Source organism: Alteribacillus sp. HJP-4, from assembly GCF_042139015.1.
In the GTDB taxonomy this organism is placed as follows: Bacteria; Bacillota; Bacilli; order Bacillales; family Marinococcaceae; genus JBHIKY01.
The window spans coordinates 219733-239966 of record NZ_JBHIKY010000004.1; the positions used below are offsets into that span (position 1 = coordinate 219733).

Annotated in this window: 23 protein-coding genes; 6 read left to right on the plus strand and 17 right to left on the minus strand. The window is 37.8% G+C overall.

Going from position 1 to position 20234, the window contains the following annotated elements:
* Positions 1–244 precede the first annotated feature (244 nt).
* The 3 genes from ACE4RR_RS05545 to ACE4RR_RS05555 all read right to left on the minus strand — a co-directional run bounded on the left by ACE4RR_RS05545 (position 245) and on the right by ACE4RR_RS05555 (position 2507).
* Positions 245–577: a DUF8108 domain-containing protein gene (locus ACE4RR_RS05545; RefSeq protein WP_375534402.1), complete on the minus strand. Its 333-nt coding sequence runs from the start codon at positions 575–577 to the stop codon at positions 245–247.
* Positions 578–781: 204 nt separating this feature from the next.
* Complete coding sequence (locus tag ACE4RR_RS05550) at positions 782–2194, minus strand: serine hydrolase domain-containing protein (RefSeq protein ID WP_375534403.1); 1413 nt, start codon at positions 2192–2194, stop codon at positions 782–784.
* A 139-nt stretch (positions 2195–2333) separates the two neighbouring features.
* Positions 2334–2507: a hypothetical protein gene (locus tag ACE4RR_RS05555; protein ID WP_375534404.1), complete on the minus strand. Its 174-nt coding sequence runs from the start codon at positions 2505–2507 to the stop codon at positions 2334–2336.
* A gap of 258 nt (positions 2508–2765) precedes the next feature.
* On the opposite strand from ACE4RR_RS05555, the gene ACE4RR_RS05560 reads away from it, so the two are divergent.
* Together ACE4RR_RS05560 and ACE4RR_RS05565 are read left to right on the plus strand one after the other, a co-directional pair.
* Positions 2766–2981 (plus strand): alpha/beta fold hydrolase, encoded by a 216-nt coding sequence (locus ACE4RR_RS05560; RefSeq protein WP_375534405.1) that lies wholly within the window; start codon positions 2766–2768, stop codon positions 2979–2981.
* Positions 2918–3634 (plus strand): alpha/beta fold hydrolase, encoded by a 717-nt coding sequence (locus tag ACE4RR_RS05565; RefSeq protein ID WP_375534406.1) that lies wholly within the window; start codon positions 2918–2920, stop codon positions 3632–3634. Before ACE4RR_RS05560 ends, ACE4RR_RS05565 begins: the two co-directional genes overlap by 64 nt.
* A gap of 154 nt (positions 3635–3788) precedes the next feature.
* Here ACE4RR_RS05565 and ACE4RR_RS05570 read toward each other — a convergent pair whose 3' ends face one another.
* Positions 3789–4355 (minus strand): DUF4256 domain-containing protein, encoded by a 567-nt coding sequence (locus tag ACE4RR_RS05570; RefSeq protein ID WP_375534407.1) that lies wholly within the window; start codon positions 4353–4355, stop codon positions 3789–3791.
* A gap of 193 nt (positions 4356–4548) precedes the next feature.
* Here ACE4RR_RS05570 and ACE4RR_RS05575 point away from each other — a divergent pair, with 193 nt between their 5' ends.
* Positions 4549–4944 carry a VOC family protein gene (locus ACE4RR_RS05575; protein WP_375534408.1) on the plus strand — a complete coding sequence of 132 codons (396 nt, stop codon included), beginning with the start codon at positions 4549–4551 and terminating at the stop codon, positions 4942–4944.
* A gap of 387 nt (positions 4945–5331) precedes the next feature.
* Positions 5332–6087, plus strand: coding sequence for a PRC-barrel domain-containing protein (locus ACE4RR_RS05580; RefSeq protein WP_375534409.1), 756 nt, complete (start codon positions 5332–5334; stop codon positions 6085–6087).
* Positions 6088–6335: 248 nt separating this feature from the next.
* On the opposite strand, the gene ACE4RR_RS05585 is transcribed toward ACE4RR_RS05580, so the two are convergent.
* The 10 genes from ACE4RR_RS05585 to ACE4RR_RS05630 all read right to left on the minus strand — a co-directional run bounded on the left by ACE4RR_RS05585 (position 6336) and on the right by ACE4RR_RS05630 (position 16074).
* Positions 6336–6743 (minus strand): dihydrofolate reductase family protein, encoded by a 408-nt coding sequence (locus ACE4RR_RS05585; RefSeq protein WP_375534410.1) that lies wholly within the window; start codon positions 6741–6743, stop codon positions 6336–6338.
* Positions 6736–6879, minus strand: coding sequence for a dihydrofolate reductase family protein (locus ACE4RR_RS05590; protein WP_375534411.1), 144 nt, complete (start codon positions 6877–6879; stop codon positions 6736–6738). Before ACE4RR_RS05590 ends, ACE4RR_RS05585 begins: the two co-directional genes overlap by 8 nt.
* Before the next feature lie 56 nt (positions 6880–6935).
* Positions 6936–7355, minus strand: a complete 420-nt coding sequence (locus tag ACE4RR_RS05595) for an HIT family protein (protein WP_375534412.1) — start codon at positions 7353–7355, stop codon at positions 6936–6938.
* Positions 7356–7638: 283 nt separating this feature from the next.
* The gene (locus tag ACE4RR_RS05600; protein ID WP_375534413.1) at positions 7639–8778 is read right to left on the minus strand and encodes a GntR family transcriptional regulator; all 1140 of its coding nucleotides are present in this window, start codon (positions 8776–8778) and stop codon (positions 7639–7641) included.
* A gap of 132 nt (positions 8779–8910) precedes the next feature.
* The gene (locus tag ACE4RR_RS05605) at positions 8911–9594 is read right to left on the minus strand and encodes a YesL family protein (RefSeq protein ID WP_375534414.1); all 684 of its coding nucleotides are present in this window, start codon (positions 9592–9594) and stop codon (positions 8911–8913) included.
* A gap of 25 nt (positions 9595–9619) precedes the next feature.
* Entirely contained in the window at positions 9620–11158 is a 1539-nt protein-coding gene (locus tag ACE4RR_RS05610; protein WP_375534415.1) for an alpha-N-arabinofuranosidase, read from the minus strand.
* Between the two features lie 46 nt (positions 11159–11204).
* Positions 11205–12005, minus strand: a complete 801-nt coding sequence (locus tag ACE4RR_RS05615; protein WP_375534434.1) for a carbohydrate ABC transporter permease — start codon at positions 12003–12005, stop codon at positions 11205–11207.
* A gap of 50 nt (positions 12006–12055) precedes the next feature.
* On the minus strand, positions 12056–12973 hold the full coding sequence (locus ACE4RR_RS05620; RefSeq protein ID WP_375534416.1) for a carbohydrate ABC transporter permease: 918 nt from the start codon (positions 12971–12973) through the stop codon (positions 12056–12058).
* A 112-nt stretch (positions 12974–13085) separates the two neighbouring features.
* Entirely contained in the window at positions 13086–14438 is a 1353-nt protein-coding gene (locus ACE4RR_RS05625) for an ABC transporter substrate-binding protein (protein ID WP_375534417.1), read from the minus strand.
* Between the two features lie 745 nt (positions 14439–15183).
* Positions 15184–16074 (minus strand): vanadium-dependent haloperoxidase, encoded by an 891-nt coding sequence (locus tag ACE4RR_RS05630; protein WP_375534418.1) that lies wholly within the window; start codon positions 16072–16074, stop codon positions 15184–15186.
* Between the two features lie 348 nt (positions 16075–16422).
* Here ACE4RR_RS05630 and ACE4RR_RS05635 point away from each other — a divergent pair, with 348 nt between their 5' ends.
* Positions 16423–18165 (plus strand): ABC transporter ATP-binding protein, encoded by a 1743-nt coding sequence (locus ACE4RR_RS05635; protein WP_375534419.1) that lies wholly within the window; start codon positions 16423–16425, stop codon positions 18163–18165.
* A gap of 165 nt (positions 18166–18330) precedes the next feature.
* On the opposite strand, the gene ACE4RR_RS05640 is transcribed toward ACE4RR_RS05635, so the two are convergent.
* The 3 genes from ACE4RR_RS05640 to ACE4RR_RS05650 form a co-directional block, all read right to left on the minus strand.
* Positions 18331–18780: a GNAT family N-acetyltransferase gene (locus tag ACE4RR_RS05640; RefSeq protein ID WP_375534420.1), complete on the minus strand. Its 450-nt coding sequence runs from the start codon at positions 18778–18780 to the stop codon at positions 18331–18333.
* A 98-nt stretch (positions 18781–18878) separates the two neighbouring features.
* Positions 18879–19424: a DUF1697 domain-containing protein gene (locus ACE4RR_RS05645; protein ID WP_375534421.1), complete on the minus strand. Its 546-nt coding sequence runs from the start codon at positions 19422–19424 to the stop codon at positions 18879–18881.
* 30 nt (positions 19425–19454) lie between these two features.
* Positions 19455–19805 (minus strand): VOC family protein, encoded by a 351-nt coding sequence (locus ACE4RR_RS05650; RefSeq protein WP_375534422.1) that lies wholly within the window; start codon positions 19803–19805, stop codon positions 19455–19457.
* Positions 19806–20009: 204 nt separating this feature from the next.
* Between ACE4RR_RS05650 and ACE4RR_RS05655 the strand changes: the two genes are divergently transcribed.
* A complete protein-coding gene (locus ACE4RR_RS05655) occupies positions 20010–20147 on the plus strand; it encodes a hypothetical protein (RefSeq protein WP_375534423.1) in 138 nt (45 codons plus the stop codon).
* Positions 20148–20234: the final 87 nt, after the last annotated feature.

Here is a 20234-nt window from a genome sequence, read left to right on the forward strand (position 1 = left end):
ATCTACTTAATCTCTGTCAAACCACTAGTTTCTCTTTATTGTTTAGCCAGGTATTATATATTTTAAACAGGAATCAGCAATTTTGCTGGTTCCCATTAAATGGGCTGGAACATACGCGGAAATGAAAAAAGCTTCTCTAAAGTTTTGTCAACTCAAGAGGAGCCTTTCGTTATGCTCAATATATTTTAAAGAGACTGTTTATAACAATTAAGAACCTCTTTTAGTAAAGTCTAAATATCAGTAACTAATTTTGATTTTCGTTTTTTCGAGATTCTAACTTTATTAAGACTTTTTCACCGGTGTACCTCTTGATTAACGCATACACAATATTACCTATCCCGAATGTCCACCAAACTGTCAAAAGAAACCATAACGCATGACCGCCAAGTGATCCCCATCCCCCATGTTTTCTAATTCTTATAGATGCTTCCCCACGTGATAAAACTTCATATCCCATGGTTATAAAGTCATCTACAACTCTTTCCATTTCATCCTCAGAATATGTTTTCCTTACACGGTCCACGTTAGCCACTTCCATCAAACCTCCCTTGATCAGCTCAACTTGAATGTCAGCCATGTTCCCAGAACCACACCAGGGACCTTAAGGATGACCGTTTTTACACTGTGTCATCCACATCCAAAGCTCGTTATATTTCAGTTTATTGTGCCAGCAGGCTATATATGTAAATACAATTAAAAAAAGAATGTGTTACCTGACTCATTCAGATAATCACATTCTTTCCTTTACTTATGTTCTTCTCTCATTCAAATGTTTAATATCCTAAGCAGTTTTCTTTTTCATAAAAGTAATAAATAAACTCAATACTCCGGTCGCAGCAAATATCACTATTAGACTTTGCATTAAAAATGCTATGTCCGGTGTCCAGATCTGAACGGCTTCCCATGGAGTTCCCATACTATATACAAATAAAGGAATCAATCCCACAGCCGCCAGGATGGATAAAATACCAATAGAAAACGAGACTTTGTGACTCGAATGCTTATGACGCTTCAATCTGAGTAAATAAAACACAGATAGTGCAGCAATAAATATGTTTACGCCTAGGAGTGTCCATTGCAATGTAAGGTTTTTCGGCGGAAGGTCTTCTGGTTCCTCCCCGTTAATAATGGACCGAATCCCGTTCATCATGTGATAAACCTGCTCATCCTCTAAGGCGTTGTATTTGTTAGTTAACAGAACTGCACCATAGTCTCGTTCAGGCATAAAGAACATTTCTGCTCTGAAATCTGACACTGCACCTCCATGATAAAGGTAGTGATCAGTCTCAGAAAAAAACCACCCTAAACCGTATTTCCTGCCTTCTTCTGGAGGTGTTTTGATTAATTCCAGGCTTTTGTCCGTTAATAACTCCCCGCCATGCATCATAAATCTCAAAAACTCCACCAAATCATTTGAGCTGGATGACATATACCCGTACGGAGCTCCTGCTAAATCATACAGTCCCTTACTTTTTACAGGGCTGCCTAACCATGATTCAAATCCAGGAAGATAACCGGTATCAACTGCGCGATCGTATTCAGCAGCTGAATGGTCCATACCAAGAGGGAGAAAAATGTTCGATTGCACAAATTCCGAAAATGGTTGATCCGCGGCTTCTTCAACAATAGCCCCTATTAATAAATAATTAGCAGAGTTGTATTCATAATTTTCACCAGGTTCACTTGATAGTGTGACACCACTCAGTTCTGTTACCGCTTGAGAAATTCCCCAATCCCTGGTTTTATTCACATCCGTAACTTGAAAACCTTCGAATTCACTAATGCCGCTTGTTTGTTCTAATAGATGCTTTACAGTTATTGGTACCTGACTGTCTGTTTCATAGTGGAACGACGGAATATAAGTCTGTATCGGTTCATCCAGCTTTATTTTCCCATCTTCTACTAACATCATAGCAGCAAGGGAAGTAATTGGTTTACTCAAGGAACCAATAAGAAATGGTGTCTCAGCTGTTACAGAAGTCCCGTCGCTCAGAACGCCCCAGTTGTCCTGATAAACGGTTTCCCCATTTTCGGTAATTGCTAATGATGCACCTGGAATATTGTACTTTTCTATGGCTTCTTCGACATATGTTTGTATTTTTTGATTCGTATCCTTCGTATCGGCCAGAACAGAAAAAGGGACAATTAGGAGGAGCATCAGTAACACCCCTACAAAAACAGAAACTTTAGTCATTACTTCTTCTCCTTACCAGCAGATGTATTCAAATAAATCATTAAAAAGTTATAAGCTCGGCATTTGTTGGTGGTTTCCCCGCTCCATATATACTACTTGTGCTGGTACAATCCGTTCACGTACCTTTCTATATGATGCTTTACCAGTTCTTCTTTGTGTCCCCAATAAAAGTATTAAATTTGATAAAAAGAGCAGATATTCCATGGATTAACGCCCATAACGATTCACTTACCATGAATGGATCTTTATTGATAAGACCTTCTTTTTCAACTGCTTCTTTTGATAATTCAAGCAGCAAATAAAAACCTTTCATTCGATCACTTTCTGGAACTATAACCGTATCCTCACTTTCGAGATTATGTATGAATATAAAATTATAGTAGTCTGGATGATCCAGGCCTTGTTATCGTTCATTTGTATCCTGTCACCTTTTTGGAAAATTATATATATACAACATACCCTCGGGCAGCGATGATTATCATTAAATAATGATGATAAATACTGATCAACATGGTACCTTAAAGAGAAATAATTGATGATGCGAAAAAAATCCTCACAGGGAGGAAGAACAGTGAAAATTACGTTAACAAATGATGAAACACTTGCTTACAACGTAAGACCTGGCGGAGATACCAACCTACTTTTGATTCACGGAAATATGGCCTCTTCTGCACAGTGGGATGTTTTAATAGATCAGTTGTCACCGGAATATACGAATATACCGTGTATGCCGTCGATTTACGTGGCTATGGAGACTCTTCTTACCGTTCTCCCATCCAATCGATAAGTGATTTTTCCGAAGATATCAAATTATGGTTGGACCAGTTAGGAATAAAGACTGCTAACGTGGTTGGCTGGTCTAACGGAGGAGGAGTAGCCATGCAGCTGGCAGCAGATTATCCAGAACGTGTGGAGAAAGTAGTCTTGTTAGCGTCGATGTCTACCCGAGGTTATCCCGTTTATAGTGCAGATGGCCACAGATTGCATACAAAAGAAGAAATCGCATCGAGTTGTGGTATAGAAATTTTGAGCCATGCTCAAAAAAGTCAAAACAACATCTTTATCAAGACTGCGATGGATAAAATGCTTTATGAAAATAACCAACCAGAGGAAATCAGGTATAACAACTATGTAGACAGTGCTTTGAAACAACGTAATATCATAGACGTTGCCTATGCTGCTAACCGGTTCAATATAAGCACCATATTCAATGGAGTAGTGAATGGCTCTGGAGGCGTATGTCGAATTAAAGCTCCTGTTCTGGTGTTATGGGGGAAAGAAGATCTCATCACTACAGTGGAAATGACCAACGAGATCATTCTAGATCTGGAGAAAAATGGTGTTAAAGTCACCTACTCCTTTTTTAGTGCTGGACACGTTGCTCTTATCGATAATCCAGAAGCTGTGCAGAATGATATTTTTAAGTTTTTAAAAGGTTAAATTACCTTGGTAACTTCAAAGAAACTTTAGATCAGGAAGAAGAGCGGTCACCATTGCTGAAGAAAAGGGATGGCTTACTTAGCTGCATCTAAAGTTAATTTACAATCTTTAGGTTATTCGATCACAAAATCTAATTTAGTGTCTTATGCATGGTCTACACCAATAGCGAGCAGCGAAAACCACGGGCAGCGTAATAGGAGTCTGCTCCATTATGATAAACAAATACATGACCGAAGCGGTAATCGCAAAAAAGGGCACCGCCGCGTTCTCTAATATCAGGTGGTGTCTGCACCCAACTCGAGGTTTTCTTATCAAAATTCCCAAGCTTCTGCAGCTCCCGGTATTGTTCCTCAGTCAAAAGTTCTGCACCCATGGACTCCGCCATATCTACAGCGCTATTTTCAGGTTTATGTTTTTTTCTTGACTCCAGTGCTTCACGGTCGTAACAGACACTTCTTCGCCCCTTCGGACTTTCCACTGAACAATCATAGAAAAGGTATTGATCGTTCTTTTTATCATATCCCACAACATCCGGTTCCCCTTCAGTTATTTCCATTTCATGGAGCGACCATAATTTTTCAGAATCAGCCTCCAGCTTAGCTTGAATTTTATCCCATTCAAGCTCTTCATGACGATTCATGTTTTTCTCAAAACGGGCTTTCAATGTCCCGAGTAATTCTTCACGTTGTCCTAATGACAACTCCTTATTACTTTTTGCCATATTAATTCCTCCTTGTGTATAGTCACTATAAAGCTGCAGTCCATATTAAAGCTTCTCTCACTATAGATTAAACCATTATCATGTAACTTTCCATATAGAATTAAAGAAGGACTATTAAACTATTAATAGAATATATATATTGTTTGAGTGAATTCTGGAATATTCATTAAAATTGGAATAACAGGAGGGTGTCATGGGTAAAGTAATTCATTTCGAAATTCATGTGGATGACATAGAACGGGCAAAGTCGTTTTACGGGGAGGTATTTGGATGGACATTTGAAGATTGGAGCGAGTATGCCGGCATGCCATATTTTGGTGCCGTTACGGGCGATGAAAAAGAGCTGGGCATCAACGGAGCATTAATGCAGCGACAAAGTGCTGCTCCAGAAGCAAATCAGCCTTTGAATGGTTTTACCTGCACAATGGGTGTGGAAGATTATGATTCTATTGAATCTAAAATTATGAATAATGGCGGGAAGGTCGCCATGCCAAAATATGCTCTGCCCGGAATGGCCTGGCAGGGATACTATATGGATACAGAAGGAAATCTCTTTGGTATCCACCAACCTGATGAAAATGCAAAGTAGCATCTTAAGGTCAGCGTAGTCTTCATGAGCTTTTTGAAAGCAGCTCTAGATTTTCCCCAGGCCATATGAGTTAATATCAACATCAAATGTTAGATAAATCAAAAAAATGGTTTAAGCAGGAGAAATACAGCCCGGATATCTAAACAGATGTCCAGGCTGTATCTTTTTTCCTTGGCAGGCTCACTTTACTTCCGCAAAAGTTTATGGAAAGAGACTCATCTGGAAATTTTTATCTTTTGCAATACCCACCATTACTTCTTTCAATTTAGTTCTATCTAAAAACGCCTGCTGCATGGACAGAAACGCTGCGGAAAATTCTCTCGTTTAATAAAAAAGAAATGGCGGGTATACGTTTATGTACCATGAAAGAAAAAGGAGGAAAAATCAATGTTGCTCTCTGGAAAATCTCTTGCTCGTTATTCAGTGGAAGCAACAAATGGTTCCATCGGTCGGATTGAAGATTTCTATTTTGACGATAATTCTATGGTGATCCGCTATTTAGTAGTGAATACTAACCCGTGGATACCTGGAGAAAAGAAACTGTTGTCTCCTATTTCAGTGGATCGTATTGACCCTGTGGAAAATAAAATTTCTGTCGATTTAACAAAAGAACAAATTCAAAATGCACCGCCGATGGAAACAAAGCTTCCGGTCTCCCGGCAGCAGGAAAGAGAATTCTACGATTATTACGATTATGGCTTTTATTGGCCGGCAATAAGTGACAGCGGCTGGTGGGGAGGCGCTCCCTTCGCACGGGACCTTGTAAAACTGGCGAAGAATGAAGAAAATAAGGAAGATACTGCAGATGAGAACCCTAACCTAAGAAGCGTTCGAGAAATTATCGGAGAGTTTACGGGATATGATATTGTTGCAATCAATGAACAGGTTGGGCATGCTGATAATATATTAATTAAAAATGAGTCGTGGGATATTCAATATGTCATTACCGATACGCGCAAGCTGTTACCTGGAGACCATGTTATTCCGAGTAAGGCCATTCGAAATATTGACTGGATTCAGGAAAAGATTGAAGTTGCAATGACGAAAGATGAAATCCAGGAAGCACCAAAGTATGATCCAAAAAAATTTACTAGTGATGAAGAAAAACTTGATGAGCACTACCGTTTACTGCCCAGATTGTAAAAGCAATCTCTCATCCCGGGAAAGTGATAAAATTAGCGGGCATACTATTTAATTCACCTATACTATTAAGATTCACCTTCCTATTTAATAAATGTGCATCAAAAGGATGTCATTTTATTATATAGGAATTTTTTTGTGGTATTATTCGATTTAGTTTGAATAACATGTAAAAGGTCTTAAAGATGCTTACGAACAATAGCCTCATGGAAGTTTAGAGAACTAACGGAAGACCTGAAAATTTAAACTCTCTATTTTACAATACGAAACAGAATACTCGTTCTTTCTCCGACCTCCCTTACACTCAACTTTTCCAATTCAATCTGGTTTTCGCCTATGTGCTCAAACAGCTTAAGACCCGCCCACAAAAGAACCGGCATGAGATCGATCTGCAGCTCGTCAACTACTTCCGCTTTTAAACACTGCTGGGCTGTGCTTGCTCCACCAATGACCGTCACCTCTTTCTCTCCTGCGGCTGCTTTCGCCTGGGCAATTGCACTTTCGATACCCTGTGTGACGAAGGTAAATGTTAATTCCTTTGACTCTTTCGGATGATGCTTCGGTTCGTTTTCACACAGCACAAAGATAGGTACCTGGAATTCATAATTATCCGCGTACAGATCCGGATCATCTGCCATATTAAAGGTGTTCCTACCCATGACAACCGCTCCTGTATTTCGTAATGATTCTTGCAGTAAATCGCTGTGGCGCACGGTACAGCCGATCTACACTACCGTCCCGGTCATTGATGTATCCGTCTATTGACATGGTCATTCCTAACACAACTTTCGCCATATTAAACCCTCCTTCTGTTCTCACTAAAGATAAGCTGCTTATTGCAGGCAATCTATTTAGATATTAGTAATAGCTGCGGTTAATTTTCTCTTTGTACTATTTAACTTGACCTCTTCTTCTATAGTTACATCATGATCAGAATAAAAAGTGGCGAATGATTGATTTTTGTATCTAGGTACAACATGCATATGATAATGAGTTAGTTCATTGAAAATTCCACCGTTTTGGCAAATGGTTATTCCATCAGGGTTACATACTCTATTTATTGCTTTTGAAATAAGTTTTGATGCTTTCATAATTGAAAGTGCAGTAGCATCATCTAGTTCTTCAACGTCAAAAATATCTTTTTTTGGTAAAATTAATACATGACCTTCGTTGAAGGGATCATGGTCTAAAATACAACATACATGTTCATCTTCAAATACTACATTAACCGGTTCGTGTTTATTAGCTAAATTACAGCCTAAACAATTCATCGATATTCATATCCTCCATTAAATAGGCATAAGAACGGTTTCCTATAATAGGCACCCGCCCCCATATCAAGATTTGCATTCGAATTCGTTCGATATTCTTTCAAATTAATTCAAAGCTGAATACATTTGGGGCAATTTCTTCTAAATACGGTGCCGCATGAATCGTTTCTAAACTGACTTCGACCGTTTTTGGAAGGCATATATTGCAACGTTCTAAATAATGGTAAAAAAAAAAGCCCTTTACTTCAAGCAATAATTTTTACTGCCGCGTAAGGACTTTTCGTTATTTAGAAACTTTATTTAGTATGGAATTATTTAATGGCCTGGTCGAGTTTCGTTCCACCAGCTCTGGTTCAAAAATTATCGGTTCTAGCTCTGGCATTTTATTGCGCTGGGTGCCACTGCTCCTTTTAATCATATCAAGCATTAATTTACCTGCAGTTTCTCCGAGCTTGCTTTTCGGGTGCTTAATTGTTGTGAGCTTTACTTCTGAAGCACGAGCTAAGAAGGAATCATCAAATCCTACTATGGAAAGATCACTCGGAATCTGGAGGTCACGCTCCCTTAACACATCGAGAAGGCGGACTACCAGCTCGTCGTTATAGCAGACTATGCCGGTCGGCATACTGGAAGACGACGATAGCAGCCTTTTTAATTCTTCGAGCGGCTTTGTCCGCTTTTCCTCTGTATTATAGGTAATGATATTGTTTGGCTCCATCGGCACTTTATTTGCCCGATGTGCCTTTACATAGCCTTTCATTCGCTTAATCCCTTGAAGGTCATCAGTTTTGAAGAAGCCGCCGATATTTCTATGACCTGCTTTGAGGAGATGATCAGTCTGCATAAAGCCGCCTTTTTCATCATCCATGGCTATATATAATGGCTCTAACTCCTCGTAATACGCATTAATCATTAAATAAGGAATACCAAGCCGTTCGAGGTTTAAATAATAATTGATATTTGGATTACTAACCGCACTCCTGGTAGGTTCTATGATCACACCATCAAAATTTTGACTTATAATTCTTTCGAGAAAATGTTTTTCGTTCATATGATTATTGTTAGTACTTAATAGGGTCACGTGAAAATTCTGGTTACTTAAATAGGACTCGGCTCCCCGAATAATCGACGGAAATATATAGTTGGAAATATAAGTTGTAATAATAGCAATATTTTTTGAACTTCCTTGATCAATACCTTTCTGTACGGTAGATCGATCCGCACAAAAAGTGCCGGCTCCCTGCTCTTTATAAAGCCAGCCCTGGCTGACCAATTCCCCGACGGCCAGACGGACCGTGTGGCGGCTTACATCAAACTGTTTCATCAAATCATTTTCAGAGCCTATTTTCTGGTGGGGGCGAAATGTTCCATCCAAAATTTTTGATTTTATAGCCTGCTTAACTCTATTATATTTGGTCTGCAATATTTTCCACCTCAATTTGCAACTATTTTAAAGAATACATCCTTGTTTTTATTTGTTTTATCACATTCTAACATAGTAGCTGTTTCAGCCACATAAAACCAACATAGCATAATCATACTGCAGACATATCTATTAACTTTTCACCAGAATATTTTCATTTTTTCTTTTTTCGAGTTTATTCATTGCATGTGTTACTATCCACATTTGGGCATAAGCTATTAAACTTCCTGAAAAGAATAGAAGAAACACAGGAAAAGCAAAGATTAAATATATTAATAAAGCTATTAAAACTCCCATTCCCAATACAAGGTGTAAATTTAATACTCCAATTAATAGTGAAGACCTGATATTAACGTACCATGGCGCGTCGAAATTCACATATACCGGAAAGATATTTAGAATGACAAGCACATAAAAGAATAAAGTAATATAAAAACAAAATACGATCCAAGGTTGAAAATTAAACTCTGTGCTGATAAGCACCTGGTAATTAATAAATAGGATTATTCCAGTTATCGTTAAACTCCATCCATATAAATTACTTTTGATAAAATTACTTTTAAATTCCGATAAAAACCTTTGAAAGATGGGGACTTTCTCACCTAATATCCATCTCCTTACCACTGCTAGCATAGCAACAGTTGCAGGGAAAAAACCTCCAATTAAGAGACCCGCCATGCTAAAGATAAGCCATAACAAATTCACAAAAGCAAAGTTAGCCATCCATCGGAAATAAAAATTTAAATTTTCCTGGATACTAATCAGCCCCTTTTTCATTAAATATGGGATTAAGCATAGAAATGGAGCTGGTGCCAATTCTATGCTCAAAACCCTGCATTATTTATGAAGGATCCAGTTCAATAACTATCACTGATTTAGGTGGAATAGTTATTGATAAACCATTTCCTTCAACTTTCATATCATTAAATTCCTCTGGTTTAACGCGATCGGTCATTTCAAATGTGTTATGGTCATTGATATTCTCTGAAGTTAGAATGCGGCCGCCTGCGCTGGAAAAAGAAGAGATCCCATCAATATTACAAGTAATTTCTTCTGATTGAGTTGGATGTATATTGCATATGGAGATGTGAACTTTTCCATTGTCATCCTGTGAAGCAGATACATTTAACTGATCGATACTGTCTCCATCCATTGAGTACGATTTGCTTTCCACTTCTGTCGGCAGTAAAACAGCGTTTTGGTGAACTTTGAACATTTCAAATACATGATAGGATGGAGTTAATACCATTTTTTCTTTATCCGTTAATATCATAGCCTGAAGGACGTTAATCATCTGAGCAATGTTTGCCATTTTAACGCGGTCACAATGGTTATTAAATATATTAAGATTAATGCCTGCTATTAGAGCATCTCTCAAAGTGTTCTGCTGATATAGAAATCCTGGATTTGTTCCTGGTTCTACCTTAAACCACGTCCCCCACTCATCTATAATTAAGCCTACATTTTTATCTGGATCATGCTTATCCATAACTTCCCCATGTTTAATAATCAGCTCTTCGATAAAAAGGGTTCTTTTCATATATTCGAACCATTGTTTTTCATCAAAATCAGCAGCTAACGTATAATTGGCGCGATTTCGTGTGTAATAATGGAGTCCAATGCCATGCATGGACGGACGATAATGATCCCACGTAGAATCTATGACTCTATCGACAGGTGGTGTGTATTTCCCCACACCTTCCCGCATAATAACATCTGTCCAATGATAATCTGCTTCACTTGGTCCACATGCAATTTTGTAAATTTCATTCCCAGAGAAATTCTTAACGAAAGATTGGAATTGACGATACTCATCTGCATATTTTTCTACACGCATCGTACCCCCGCAGCCCCAGTTTTCATTTCCAATACCAAAGAATTTTAACTTCCAGGCTTTTTCCCTCCCATTTTTTCTTCGTAAGTTGGCCATTGGAGACTCACCATCAAAGGTAATATATTCAATCCATTCCTGCATTTCTAATACAGTCCCGCTTCCAACATTTCCGCATATATATGGTTCACATTCCAATTGTTCACAAAGATCCAAAAATTCATGGGTGCCAAAATGATTGCTTTCAGTGACCTTCCCCCAGTTAGTATTTACTATACTTGGCCTTTCTTCCCGAGGACCAATCCCATCCTTCCAGTGATACTCATCCGCAAAACATCCTCCCGGCCACCTTAAGTTAGGAATATTAAGACCTCTTAAAGCATTTACCACGTCGTTGCGAATTCCTCTTGTATTAGGTATATCAGAATCTTCGCCTACCCATATGCCCTCGTAAACACAACGTCCTAAGTGTTCGGCAAAATGTCCATATATATGTTCACTGATTTTTTCATTACCATTACTTTGATTAACCTTAATAGATGACGTCATTTATTACATACAACTCCTTTAAGTATTTTTATATTTTAAGACATTGTCAGCCTTTAACTCCTCCAGCTGTTATACCTGAGATAAAATATTTTTGAGCAAATAGAAATACGATAATAATAGGAAGCACAGTGATGATAGATCCAGAAATTAAGATATCATAGTTATTTCCGTATGGGCTCAGTAAGCCTGCAAGGCCGATAGGCAGCGTTGCCATATCCGTGGTTCTCAAGACAATGAGCGGCCACAAGAAATTATTCCAGCTGAACATTGCAATAAGAATGGCCATTGTTCCATAAGCAGGGGTCATCAATGGAGCCATTATTTTAAAGAAGATCCCGTATTCTGTTGATCCATCAATTCTCGCTGCATCCATTAGTTCTTTAGGCAGGCCAAGGGAGTATTGCCTAAAAAAGAAGACTGCCAGCGGGTAGACTATCATAGGCAGTACCACCCCTGTATAACTATTAATTAACCCTAAAAAACTCATTAGGTTAAATAGTGGCAGCATAAGGATTTCAAAAGGAACCATCATTACTACTAATACCAACAAAAATACTATTCCTTTTCCTTTAAAATCATACATTGCGATACTGTATCCAACCAATGAGGAAAAGAAAAGCGCCAATACCGTTGTAAAGAAACTAACCAGAAGGCTGTTAAAAAACCACCTGAAATAAATCGATCCTTCGGTAAATAGAAAAAGGTAATTATCAATACTTAACAGTTCTGGCTGCAGCTGCAAATTCAAACCAAATCTCATTAGCTCTGTAGTAGGTTTTAAGGAAGCCAGTAATAATGCTAATAACGGAAACAAAGCGATAGCTGCTGGTACGATTAGAATAAGCATTAATATTATGGAGATGACTTTCCCCTTATTGTTCTTCACACTTCTCCCCCCTAGTCTTTTTTAAAGGCTCCCATGACTTTTAGATTGATCATGCTGATAATAAATACAACGATGAGAAGTACCATGCCAATAGCTGAGCCGTAGCCGAGGTTATTATATTGAAAACCTTCTCGATATATTAACCCCACTAATGTTAAATTAATATCCAGGGGAGCGTTCACCTGCCAAAATACATATGCTTCTTCGAACATACGAAACCCTGCAAATATCGTTATGGAAACTACATAGATCGTTACTGGTTTAAGATAAGGTAAAGTAACATGAATAAACTTATCTACCATTGAAGCACCATCAATTTCAGCAGCTTCATACATTTCTTTTGGAACATTTTGCAAACCTGCTAAAAAGTAAAGAAGGTTGACTCCCATCCATCTCCATGCTGCAAGAGTTACCATTAGAAACATCAGGGTATGCTCGCCGCCTCTCCAATCTATACTGGAAAAACCAAAAAAGGAGATAAATTGATTAGCTATGGCCGAATCAGATTCAGCGAACATTAATCGAAAGATAACACCAGCAACGATGGTAGACGTTAATGCTGGTACAAACAAAGCTGCTCTATACATCGGCTTAAATTTAACAAATTTAGAATTTAATGCAATAGCAAGCAGCATAGGGATGGGGATTAAAATAATCAGCGTCCAGAAGGTATATTCAAGTGTATTTTCTAATGCTGTATAAAAAGTTGAATTGAAAAGCTTTTCATAGTTTGATAATCCGATAAAGGAGGTTTGACCAGGTAAAACTTCTTGAAAACTCATTATCATCGTTGCAATTAAAGGATATAAATAAAACCCTGCAAATGTAATGATAAATGGACTGACAAATATATATGGTGCTATTTTTTGAGAATAAAATATGCTTTTTAGATTTTTAGATTGGGTCTCTGTATGGCTGTTACTATTCAAAATTAAATTCCCCTCCCTCAAACTACCCAATTTCACGAAGCTGATGGTGTGCCCCAATCTTTGTGGAAAAAGGTAAAAGAGGAATGTCATTCCTCTTTTACACTCAAATATATTATTCTTGTTCAGATCTTAATCGTTCAGCTGCCTCTTCTAGAGCTTCTTGAGGTGATGTTCCATCTTCAGAAGATATCACTGATGGCATAACCTGGCTCTCTATCAAGTCTCTTGCCAAAGGTGTTTCTTCCGTAATGTTAATATCTGCTACTTCATCACGGATATCTAATAATGTATCAAAGATGTCGTCCCCGAAATATTGATAGAATTCATTATCTTCCTGCATAACTTCATCATCCCATACGTCGTGGCGAGGCGGATCAAAACCAAGTTCAGTCCAAATTTTAAGATTTCCCTCTTCTGAGATTTTGGCGTGTTCTAAAAAGTCCATCGCCAGTTCAGTATTTTCGGACTGTTTAGTGACAGAAGTACCTGTGCCTCCCATACCAGCAGTTCGGTTTCCACCTTCTTCAAAAGCTGGCATTGGACGAATGATCATATCACCTTTCAAGTCAGGCATATGTTCAAGGAATCGTGAGGCATACCAAAGCGGCATATTAACTGATGCTGCCCCGCCTTGATTCATAAACCCAAAATATTCTTCCTCAGCATGACTTCCGCCTGGGGTCGTTTCAGCAATTTCCTGGTCATAAATAGTGTCATGAATAAACTGCAGGGTATCAATGTTGGTCTGGTTATCTAAAATAACATCGCCATTTACATCGAATACATCAGAACTCTGTTGACTGATCATCTGCACAAAGCTCCACTGACTAACGTCTTCATACGTAGTCATCGGTGTTCCTGTTTCTTCTACTACAGTCTCACCCGCTTCAACGTAATCATCCCAGGTTTCAATTTCATCAGGATCCACTCCTGCTTCCTCTAAAATAGCTGTGTTGTAAAACATAACAGAAGCACCTACGTGAGTTGGAGCACCATAATAGTTTCCATCTTTTGCATAGACATTTAAACGAGATTCTACGAAATTGTCTATTTCAGGCTCAATAATGTCATTTAGTGGTTCTAATTGAATATCACCTTGTAAGAAATTTGGGAATCGATTGATTTCAATATCTGCGATATCCGGGGCTCCCTCTCCTGATTGCAAAGAAACTAAAAGATTGTTATGCATTTCGTCAAAAGGAAAAACTTCAGCCGACAGGTCAATCGGACGATCCGGATTTTCTTCATTCCAGGTTTCTACAGCGTCCTCATAAAAAGGAACATGTATACCTTGAAATGTCCAAAAAGTTAACTCGGTAGCGTCTTCATCGCCAGACTCTACTTTCGTTGTTTCAGATTCACCTTCTGCAGCTCCTTCTCCCTCAGAATCAGAGCCAGATCCTCCACAAGCTGCAATAAATAAGATTATGAACACAAACGAAATTAGTAAACCTAACTTTTTCAATAATTTCCCCTCCTAATGTACTATTTCATACAGCGAAGAATTTACAATTTTTATGATCCCCCCTAACTTTAATTAAGCGCTTACAAAAAAAAAAATAAAAAATAAAAAAGCTGAACTTTCATTTTCGCCATTCAACTTGCATGTATCATTTCTGTAAATTTTCTTAATATTTTTATCTTGTACGTACATATTATCATCTTCATTTTTCCTAGTCAATGCCTAAAAATTTAAAAAATTATAAAACATTTTCTGATTAAAAATTTTATAATTATGGTAATCAAAAAAGTGTTCACATTTAACTCAAAGGAAATAAATACACTAAACCTTCTATAAATCAGCATTTTTAATGTGAAGGTTCTCTTTTTACTACCATATCTTTTTTATATAAAAATAGTTTTATATAAGGATTTTTCCAATCAAATATTATTTATCAAAAGTCACTTTTAAAAATAATAACTATATAATTATTTACTCGAACTTTGTACATCGAACTTCCAATTAAAAAATTCATCCGTACATATTTGGGAATTTTATGTAAGCAATTTTACCTGGTTTGTATGTTGTCAACAGGATAGGCTCATAAAGGGAATGCCGATTAATTTAACTAATTATCAATAAAAAAAGGCTATTTTTAGATAATAGCCCGCTTAATGGATCACAGATAGAACGGTCACCGGTACAGTGGCCGGTGGCATTCTGCTGAAAATTTTGAAGGGATACCATATGTCAATGGTAATACATGATTCTAGTCGTGCTTAAAGCCATCTTCCTTATCTGTCTGAGTGTGATCTGAACAGATTTTTCCCTTATCTATGACAAGGGAACTACAAGTGTCAGGAAAATTAAAAGGAATAAACTGCTGGTAATCCACCGGGAAAATGTCCCCGTTGTTAAAATCTCTATATGGCTGATCAATGGGGTGTGAATCATTACTTCTTTGAGTCTTCAGATGATCAACAATCAGTGATCCAATATATCTTCCTAATCGAATGCCTTCTTCATTATCGGATGGAAAATGAACACCGGCATACAGACGGCTGAGTGCATTGTCATGAGCTATCTTTTTGAGTTTGGCTGCTTCGCCGGGGAAAAAATAGCTGAGTATCACTTGGGTACATCCTGACATGGTGGCGTGTCCAGACGGGTAGGTAGGAAAACGTGGTGTACATAACAGAGTTTTCAGCTTTTGATCAAATTGATTAGGTCTGGCAACGTCCCATCGATACTTCAAATCCCATACAATGATCATTGTGTCATTGATGGCTGCCTGTACGACAGCTAATATTCTTGCTGCATATGTTGGACTGACCCCGTAGGTATCAATCAAGCGATCGATAACCGGTGTCCACTGTTTGGTAGGAACGCCTGAACCATAATAGATCCCAATCTTTTTTTGATTTGGGGTAAGATTTTTTATCGTACGCTGTACCTTAGTTAATTCTTTATCAAAATCAATTTGGTCAGGCGGAACAATAGGGAGTTTTACCTTTTGACCGGTTGGACCAAGATAGTTTCCATCTTTTTTTTTCATATAAAACATAGGCCATGATCCGGCCAATGGAGTTACGGGATCATTCGGCGCTGCTGCTTCTCCGGCATAAGGAGTGTTGGACCAGCGTAAATAACTATTCCTCAACGTTCATCACCTCATTTATATATATATGAAACAAAGATATATGGGTGCAATGACTTGAGGACCTCTGTATTAATTGAAAAGGTAAGGGTTTAATCTCAAAGAAGGAAATTGGATTTCCACATGTGTTTTAAACACGAGAAAAATTCTCATAATTTTTATTATAACCATTTTTCACCTTCAATTTGACATTGAAATCGATTACTATGGTATTAACTTAACAAAAGGAGGCTATTTACATGAGACACATTGTTGCATTAACCGTATCAGCATATAAGGGTGGAATGCCTTCTTAAGTGTACGATCCCCCTTATATGTGTTTTAGGCAATAACATAATAAAGGGGTAATTTATGAGTTTTCCAGTTAAAAAATTTCTTTCGTATTATAAACCATATTTAAGAATTTTCATTATTGTCTTAACTTGTGCATTAATCACTTCATCACTCACTCTGTTGTTTCCCCTGCTTGTTCGCTACGTCACGAAAGACTTGTTAGAAGAGGGGTTATCTAACTCATTTCATGAAGTGGTATGGGTCGGCGGTCTGATGCTATTATTAGTGGTCATACAGAACATCGGAAACTATTTTGTCGATTATAAAGGTCATGAAATTGGTGCGCGTATGGAAAGTGATATGCGCAGTGAATTATTTTCTCATATGCAGAATTTATCGTTCAGCTTTTATGATAAGCAAAAAACCGGACAGCTGATGACACGAATTACTAATGATTTGCTGCTGGTGTCTGAGCTTTATCATCATGGACCCGAAGATTACGTGAAGTACTTTGTTCGTTTACTCGGAGCATTTGTGATTCTCTTTTTTATTAATGCTCCCTTAACCATCGCGGTTTTTTGCTTTTTGCCGGTACTAGGTTTCTTTTCCTTGTATTTTAATAAAAAACTGAATTTTGCCTTAACTCATAATAAAGAGCGGATCAGCGATGTTAATGCTCAGGTGGAAGACAGTCTCGCCGGCATTCGCGTAGTTCAGTCATTTGCAAATGAGGAAGAAGAAATCAAGAAATTTAACAAGGAAAATGACCGGTTTTTAGAAAGTCGAAAAGGCACCTATAAAGCAGAAGCCTACTTTTATAATGGAGCGGAAGCTTTCATTCAACTGATCACGATTACCGTTGTCATCTTCGGTTCTATGCAAATCATGAATGCTTCTCTCGACCTGCCTGACTTAATAACGTTCCTGCTGTACATCGGATTTATGGTGGAACCGATGCAGCGTCTTACTCACATGAGTACCCAACTCCAAGAAGGAATTACCGGCTTTCAGAGGTTTATGGAAATTATGAATACTCCACCTGCCATTAAAAATGACGCAGAAAACAGGGATTTTATAAACATTCGTGGTCAGATCGAGTTTAAGGATGTATCTTTTCAATATGAACCATCGCTGGTTCCAGTATTTGAAAATTTGTCTTTAAACATTTCTCCTGGTGAATATGTAGCCATTGTCGGACCTTCGGGAGCTGGCAAGACTACATTAAGCTCTCTCATTCCGCGTTTTTATGAGGTAACAGCTGGAGGAATCTATCTGGATGGGAAAAATATCAAAGACCTCAACCTGTCATATCTGCGTAACAACATTGGGATTGTCCAGCAGGACGTCTACCTTTTTGCAGGAACGGTCATAGAAAACATTCGTTACGGTTTCCCTGAAGCCACAGATGAAGAAGCCATAACAGCAGCCAAGCTTGCTAATGCTCATGAATTCATTATGGAATTACCTCATGGGTATCATTCCGAAATCGGGCAGCGCGGAGTTCGTCTGTCAGGAGGACAAAAGCAACGCCTGAGTATTGCACGCGTATTTTTAAAAAACCCACCGATTCTCATCCTCGATGAAGCCACAAGCGCTTTAGACAATGAAAGTGAGAATGTTGTCAAAGAGTCTCTGGAGCTATTAGCAAAAGGACGCACTACGCTGGTCATTGCTCATCGATTATCTACCATTCGGAATGCTGAAAAAATTGTAGTTTTATCTAAAGGAAACATTGTAGAAAAAGGAACCCATGAGTCCCTGCTTAACAGGGATGGCCCTTACTCTCAGTTGTATTCCAAGCAGTTTGAGGTTCAGATTTAATCGTTTAGAAGGAAGTTACTCTGTCTTTTGCGACGGTTTCTCTTAGATTGACGTAAGAGTTGGTAACCAGTAAACAAATTACTCAGCCCTAAACGGCTCCAATAGGAGTTGTTTAGGGTTCTTTCTTTTTGTTGTCCATAATCTAAAGAAGAGATCTTTTCAAAACTATTCAGATGTCCATTCATATAGAAGATCAGGTAAATTCTCTTCATTCTTATGACCTCTGTCAATGATTTTAAATCCATTCTTTTCATAAAATCGTTGTGCCTTCTTATTTATTTCAAACGTATACAGCGATAAACTTCCACTTGATTGTACTTTTGCTTTCTTTAGTAATGTTTGACCAATACCGATACCTTGATAATCTAAGTGTATATATAATTGGTTTATTTCACTTTCATTAAATGCAATCATTCCAACTATCTTTTCATCAATTAACGCTAACTCTACCTTGTACTGTTTATTCAATATCTCCTTTAGAAAATAATCGTGATCTGCAAAACTGTGAATTTCTTTCTGGCCAATAGCCAGTTCCTTACTTACTCTCCACATTGACACCATTTGTTCAGCGTACTTAGCATGGTACGGTTGGATAGTGACTTTGTGCTTGTTCACTACAATATCCTCCTCAAGTTTTTCACATTGTAAAAGTGCTTTTTATTAATAAAACCACTTAGAAACCGCACATGCTCCATTACTTTATCTACCTTGGACTATCTGTTTTGAGCCTGCATGAGTTCATATATCCTGCGGGCAGTATTTACATTTCTTATCGTCACCTGTTTGTATATCTTTGATCCAACGATCTTTGACATTCCGCTTTTGGTTACATTTTTCTTGTCTACAGACCATAGAATTGCGCCAGGAACATATTTCACCGTGTCAATATTGGGTTTGATGACTAAATTTTCAAGTACTGATTCTTTATCAATTTCATCCCATAAGAACATAACATCACTTTTCATGTCTTTGTCATTTTTCCATGTGGCTGGAATAGCGTTAATAACTCCTCTGATATCCTCTATACTGCGCACTACTACATGAATGTGTAATTCAAAATCAGAATGGATTGCTTCTTCTAGGATTCGTGATAGTTCAGTTTTTGATAAGCCATCATAGGAAAAAATAATATTCCCTGTATTGATGTACGTCCCTACATCATTCATTCCGGCTTTTTCAAATGTATGTTTAAGCAGTTTCATATCAATTTTGTTTTTCCCGCCAACATTAATCCCCCGAAGAAGAGCGATATAAATCATAACCCACCTCCTTTCACTTCCTAGATCCATTTAAATATGAGTTAAGATATTAACGAGTTTCTCAAACGGATCCTTCACATAAAAACGACGGACCCCCCATGGTTCTATTGTTGGGCCATACTCAATTGGAATTTCAGCATTTTTAATGCGATCGATCACTTCATCCAGATCATCAACTTCAATTGACAAATCAGGTACCGGTGTACCAGATCCCCCCTCAGATAAAAAACTGATTTGAGTGGCCATCTGCTCATTTGATCCGTAAGTTGCAATAAATCCAAGGTCCATTTTTTGATTCAGTCCAAGTATTTGTTCATAGAAGTGTTTTGCTTTGGCAATGTTCTGCGTTTCGATATTAGCAACAATTCGCTTGACCTTCATTTTACACCTCCAAGATATTTTGAAGTTTTTTGTTACCCTAGGGTGTTGTATAGCTTCCGCATTATTACTCCAATAACCTGCAAAAACTGAATGATAAAATCCAGTCTAGCTATTCTCACGCAAAAAATGTATAAAATGCCTTCACCAAACGTCTTGTACAATTTGATTTCAAATTCATAGGATGAAAGCAAAGGAGGTGTATGTATGGATATAAAAAGTAAATTAAAAGAGATAAAAACTAAACAAATTAAACAACAGCAAAATGATTCGATTTCAGATATTTATACTACAGATAAAGCTGATGTAACTGCTAATCTAGAGTTAACACATTCTGCTCGATAGAATTGAACACTTTTTAATAACTATCCCTCCCCGATCATGTAAACTTACATGAGTATGCTAGTTTGTGATTGGGAGGGCATGAAGGGT

What these genes read in the sequence shown, in the direction of transcription:
- ACE4RR_RS05585 (WP_375534410.1), bottom strand. Translation starts at nt 6,743, where the DNA reads ATGGGTAGGAACACCTTTAATATGGCAGATGATCCGGATCTGTACGCG.
- ACE4RR_RS05635 (WP_375534419.1), top strand. Translation starts at nt 16,423, where the DNA reads ATGAGTTTTCCAGTTAAAAAATTTCTTTCGTATTATAAACCATATTTA.
- ACE4RR_RS05590 (WP_375534411.1), bottom strand. Translation starts at nt 6,879, where the DNA reads ATGGCGAAAGTTGTGTTAGGAATGACCATGTCAATAGACGGATACATC.
- ACE4RR_RS05645 (WP_375534421.1), bottom strand. Translation starts at nt 19,424, where the DNA reads ATGATTTATATCGCTCTTCTTCGGGGGATTAATGTTGGCGGGAAAAAC.
- ACE4RR_RS05595 (WP_375534412.1), bottom strand. Translation starts at nt 7,355, where the DNA reads ATGAATTGTTTAGGCTGTAATTTAGCTAATAAACACGAACCGGTTAAT.
- ACE4RR_RS05615 (WP_375534434.1), bottom strand. Translation starts at nt 12,005, where the DNA reads ATGCTTATTCTAATCGTACCAGCAGCTATCGCTTTGTTTCCGTTATTA.
- ACE4RR_RS05575 (WP_375534408.1), top strand. Translation starts at nt 4,549, where the DNA reads ATGGGTAAAGTAATTCATTTCGAAATTCATGTGGATGACATAGAACGG.
- ACE4RR_RS05650 (WP_375534422.1), bottom strand. Translation starts at nt 19,805, where the DNA reads ATGAAGGTCAAGCGAATTGTTGCTAATATCGAAACGCAGAACATTGCC.
- ACE4RR_RS05555 (WP_375534404.1), bottom strand. Translation starts at nt 2,507, where the DNA reads ATGAAAGGTTTTTATTTGCTGCTTGAATTATCAAAAGAAGCAGTTGAA.
- ACE4RR_RS05550 (WP_375534403.1), bottom strand. Translation starts at nt 2,194, where the DNA reads ATGACTAAAGTTTCTGTTTTTGTAGGGGTGTTACTGATGCTCCTCCTA.
- ACE4RR_RS05580 (WP_375534409.1), top strand. Translation starts at nt 5,332, where the DNA reads ATGTTGCTCTCTGGAAAATCTCTTGCTCGTTATTCAGTGGAAGCAACA.
- ACE4RR_RS05545 (WP_375534402.1), bottom strand. Translation starts at nt 577, where the DNA reads ATGGCTGACATTCAAGTTGAGCTGATCAAGGGAGGTTTGATGGAAGTG.
- ACE4RR_RS05610 (WP_375534415.1), bottom strand. Translation starts at nt 11,158, where the DNA reads ATGACGTCATCTATTAAGGTTAATCAAAGTAATGGTAATGAAAAAATC.
- ACE4RR_RS05570 (WP_375534407.1), bottom strand. Translation starts at nt 4,355, where the DNA reads ATGGCAAAAAGTAATAAGGAGTTGTCATTAGGACAACGTGAAGAATTA.
- ACE4RR_RS05655 (WP_375534423.1), top strand. Translation starts at nt 20,010, where the DNA reads ATGGATATAAAAAGTAAATTAAAAGAGATAAAAACTAAACAAATTAAA.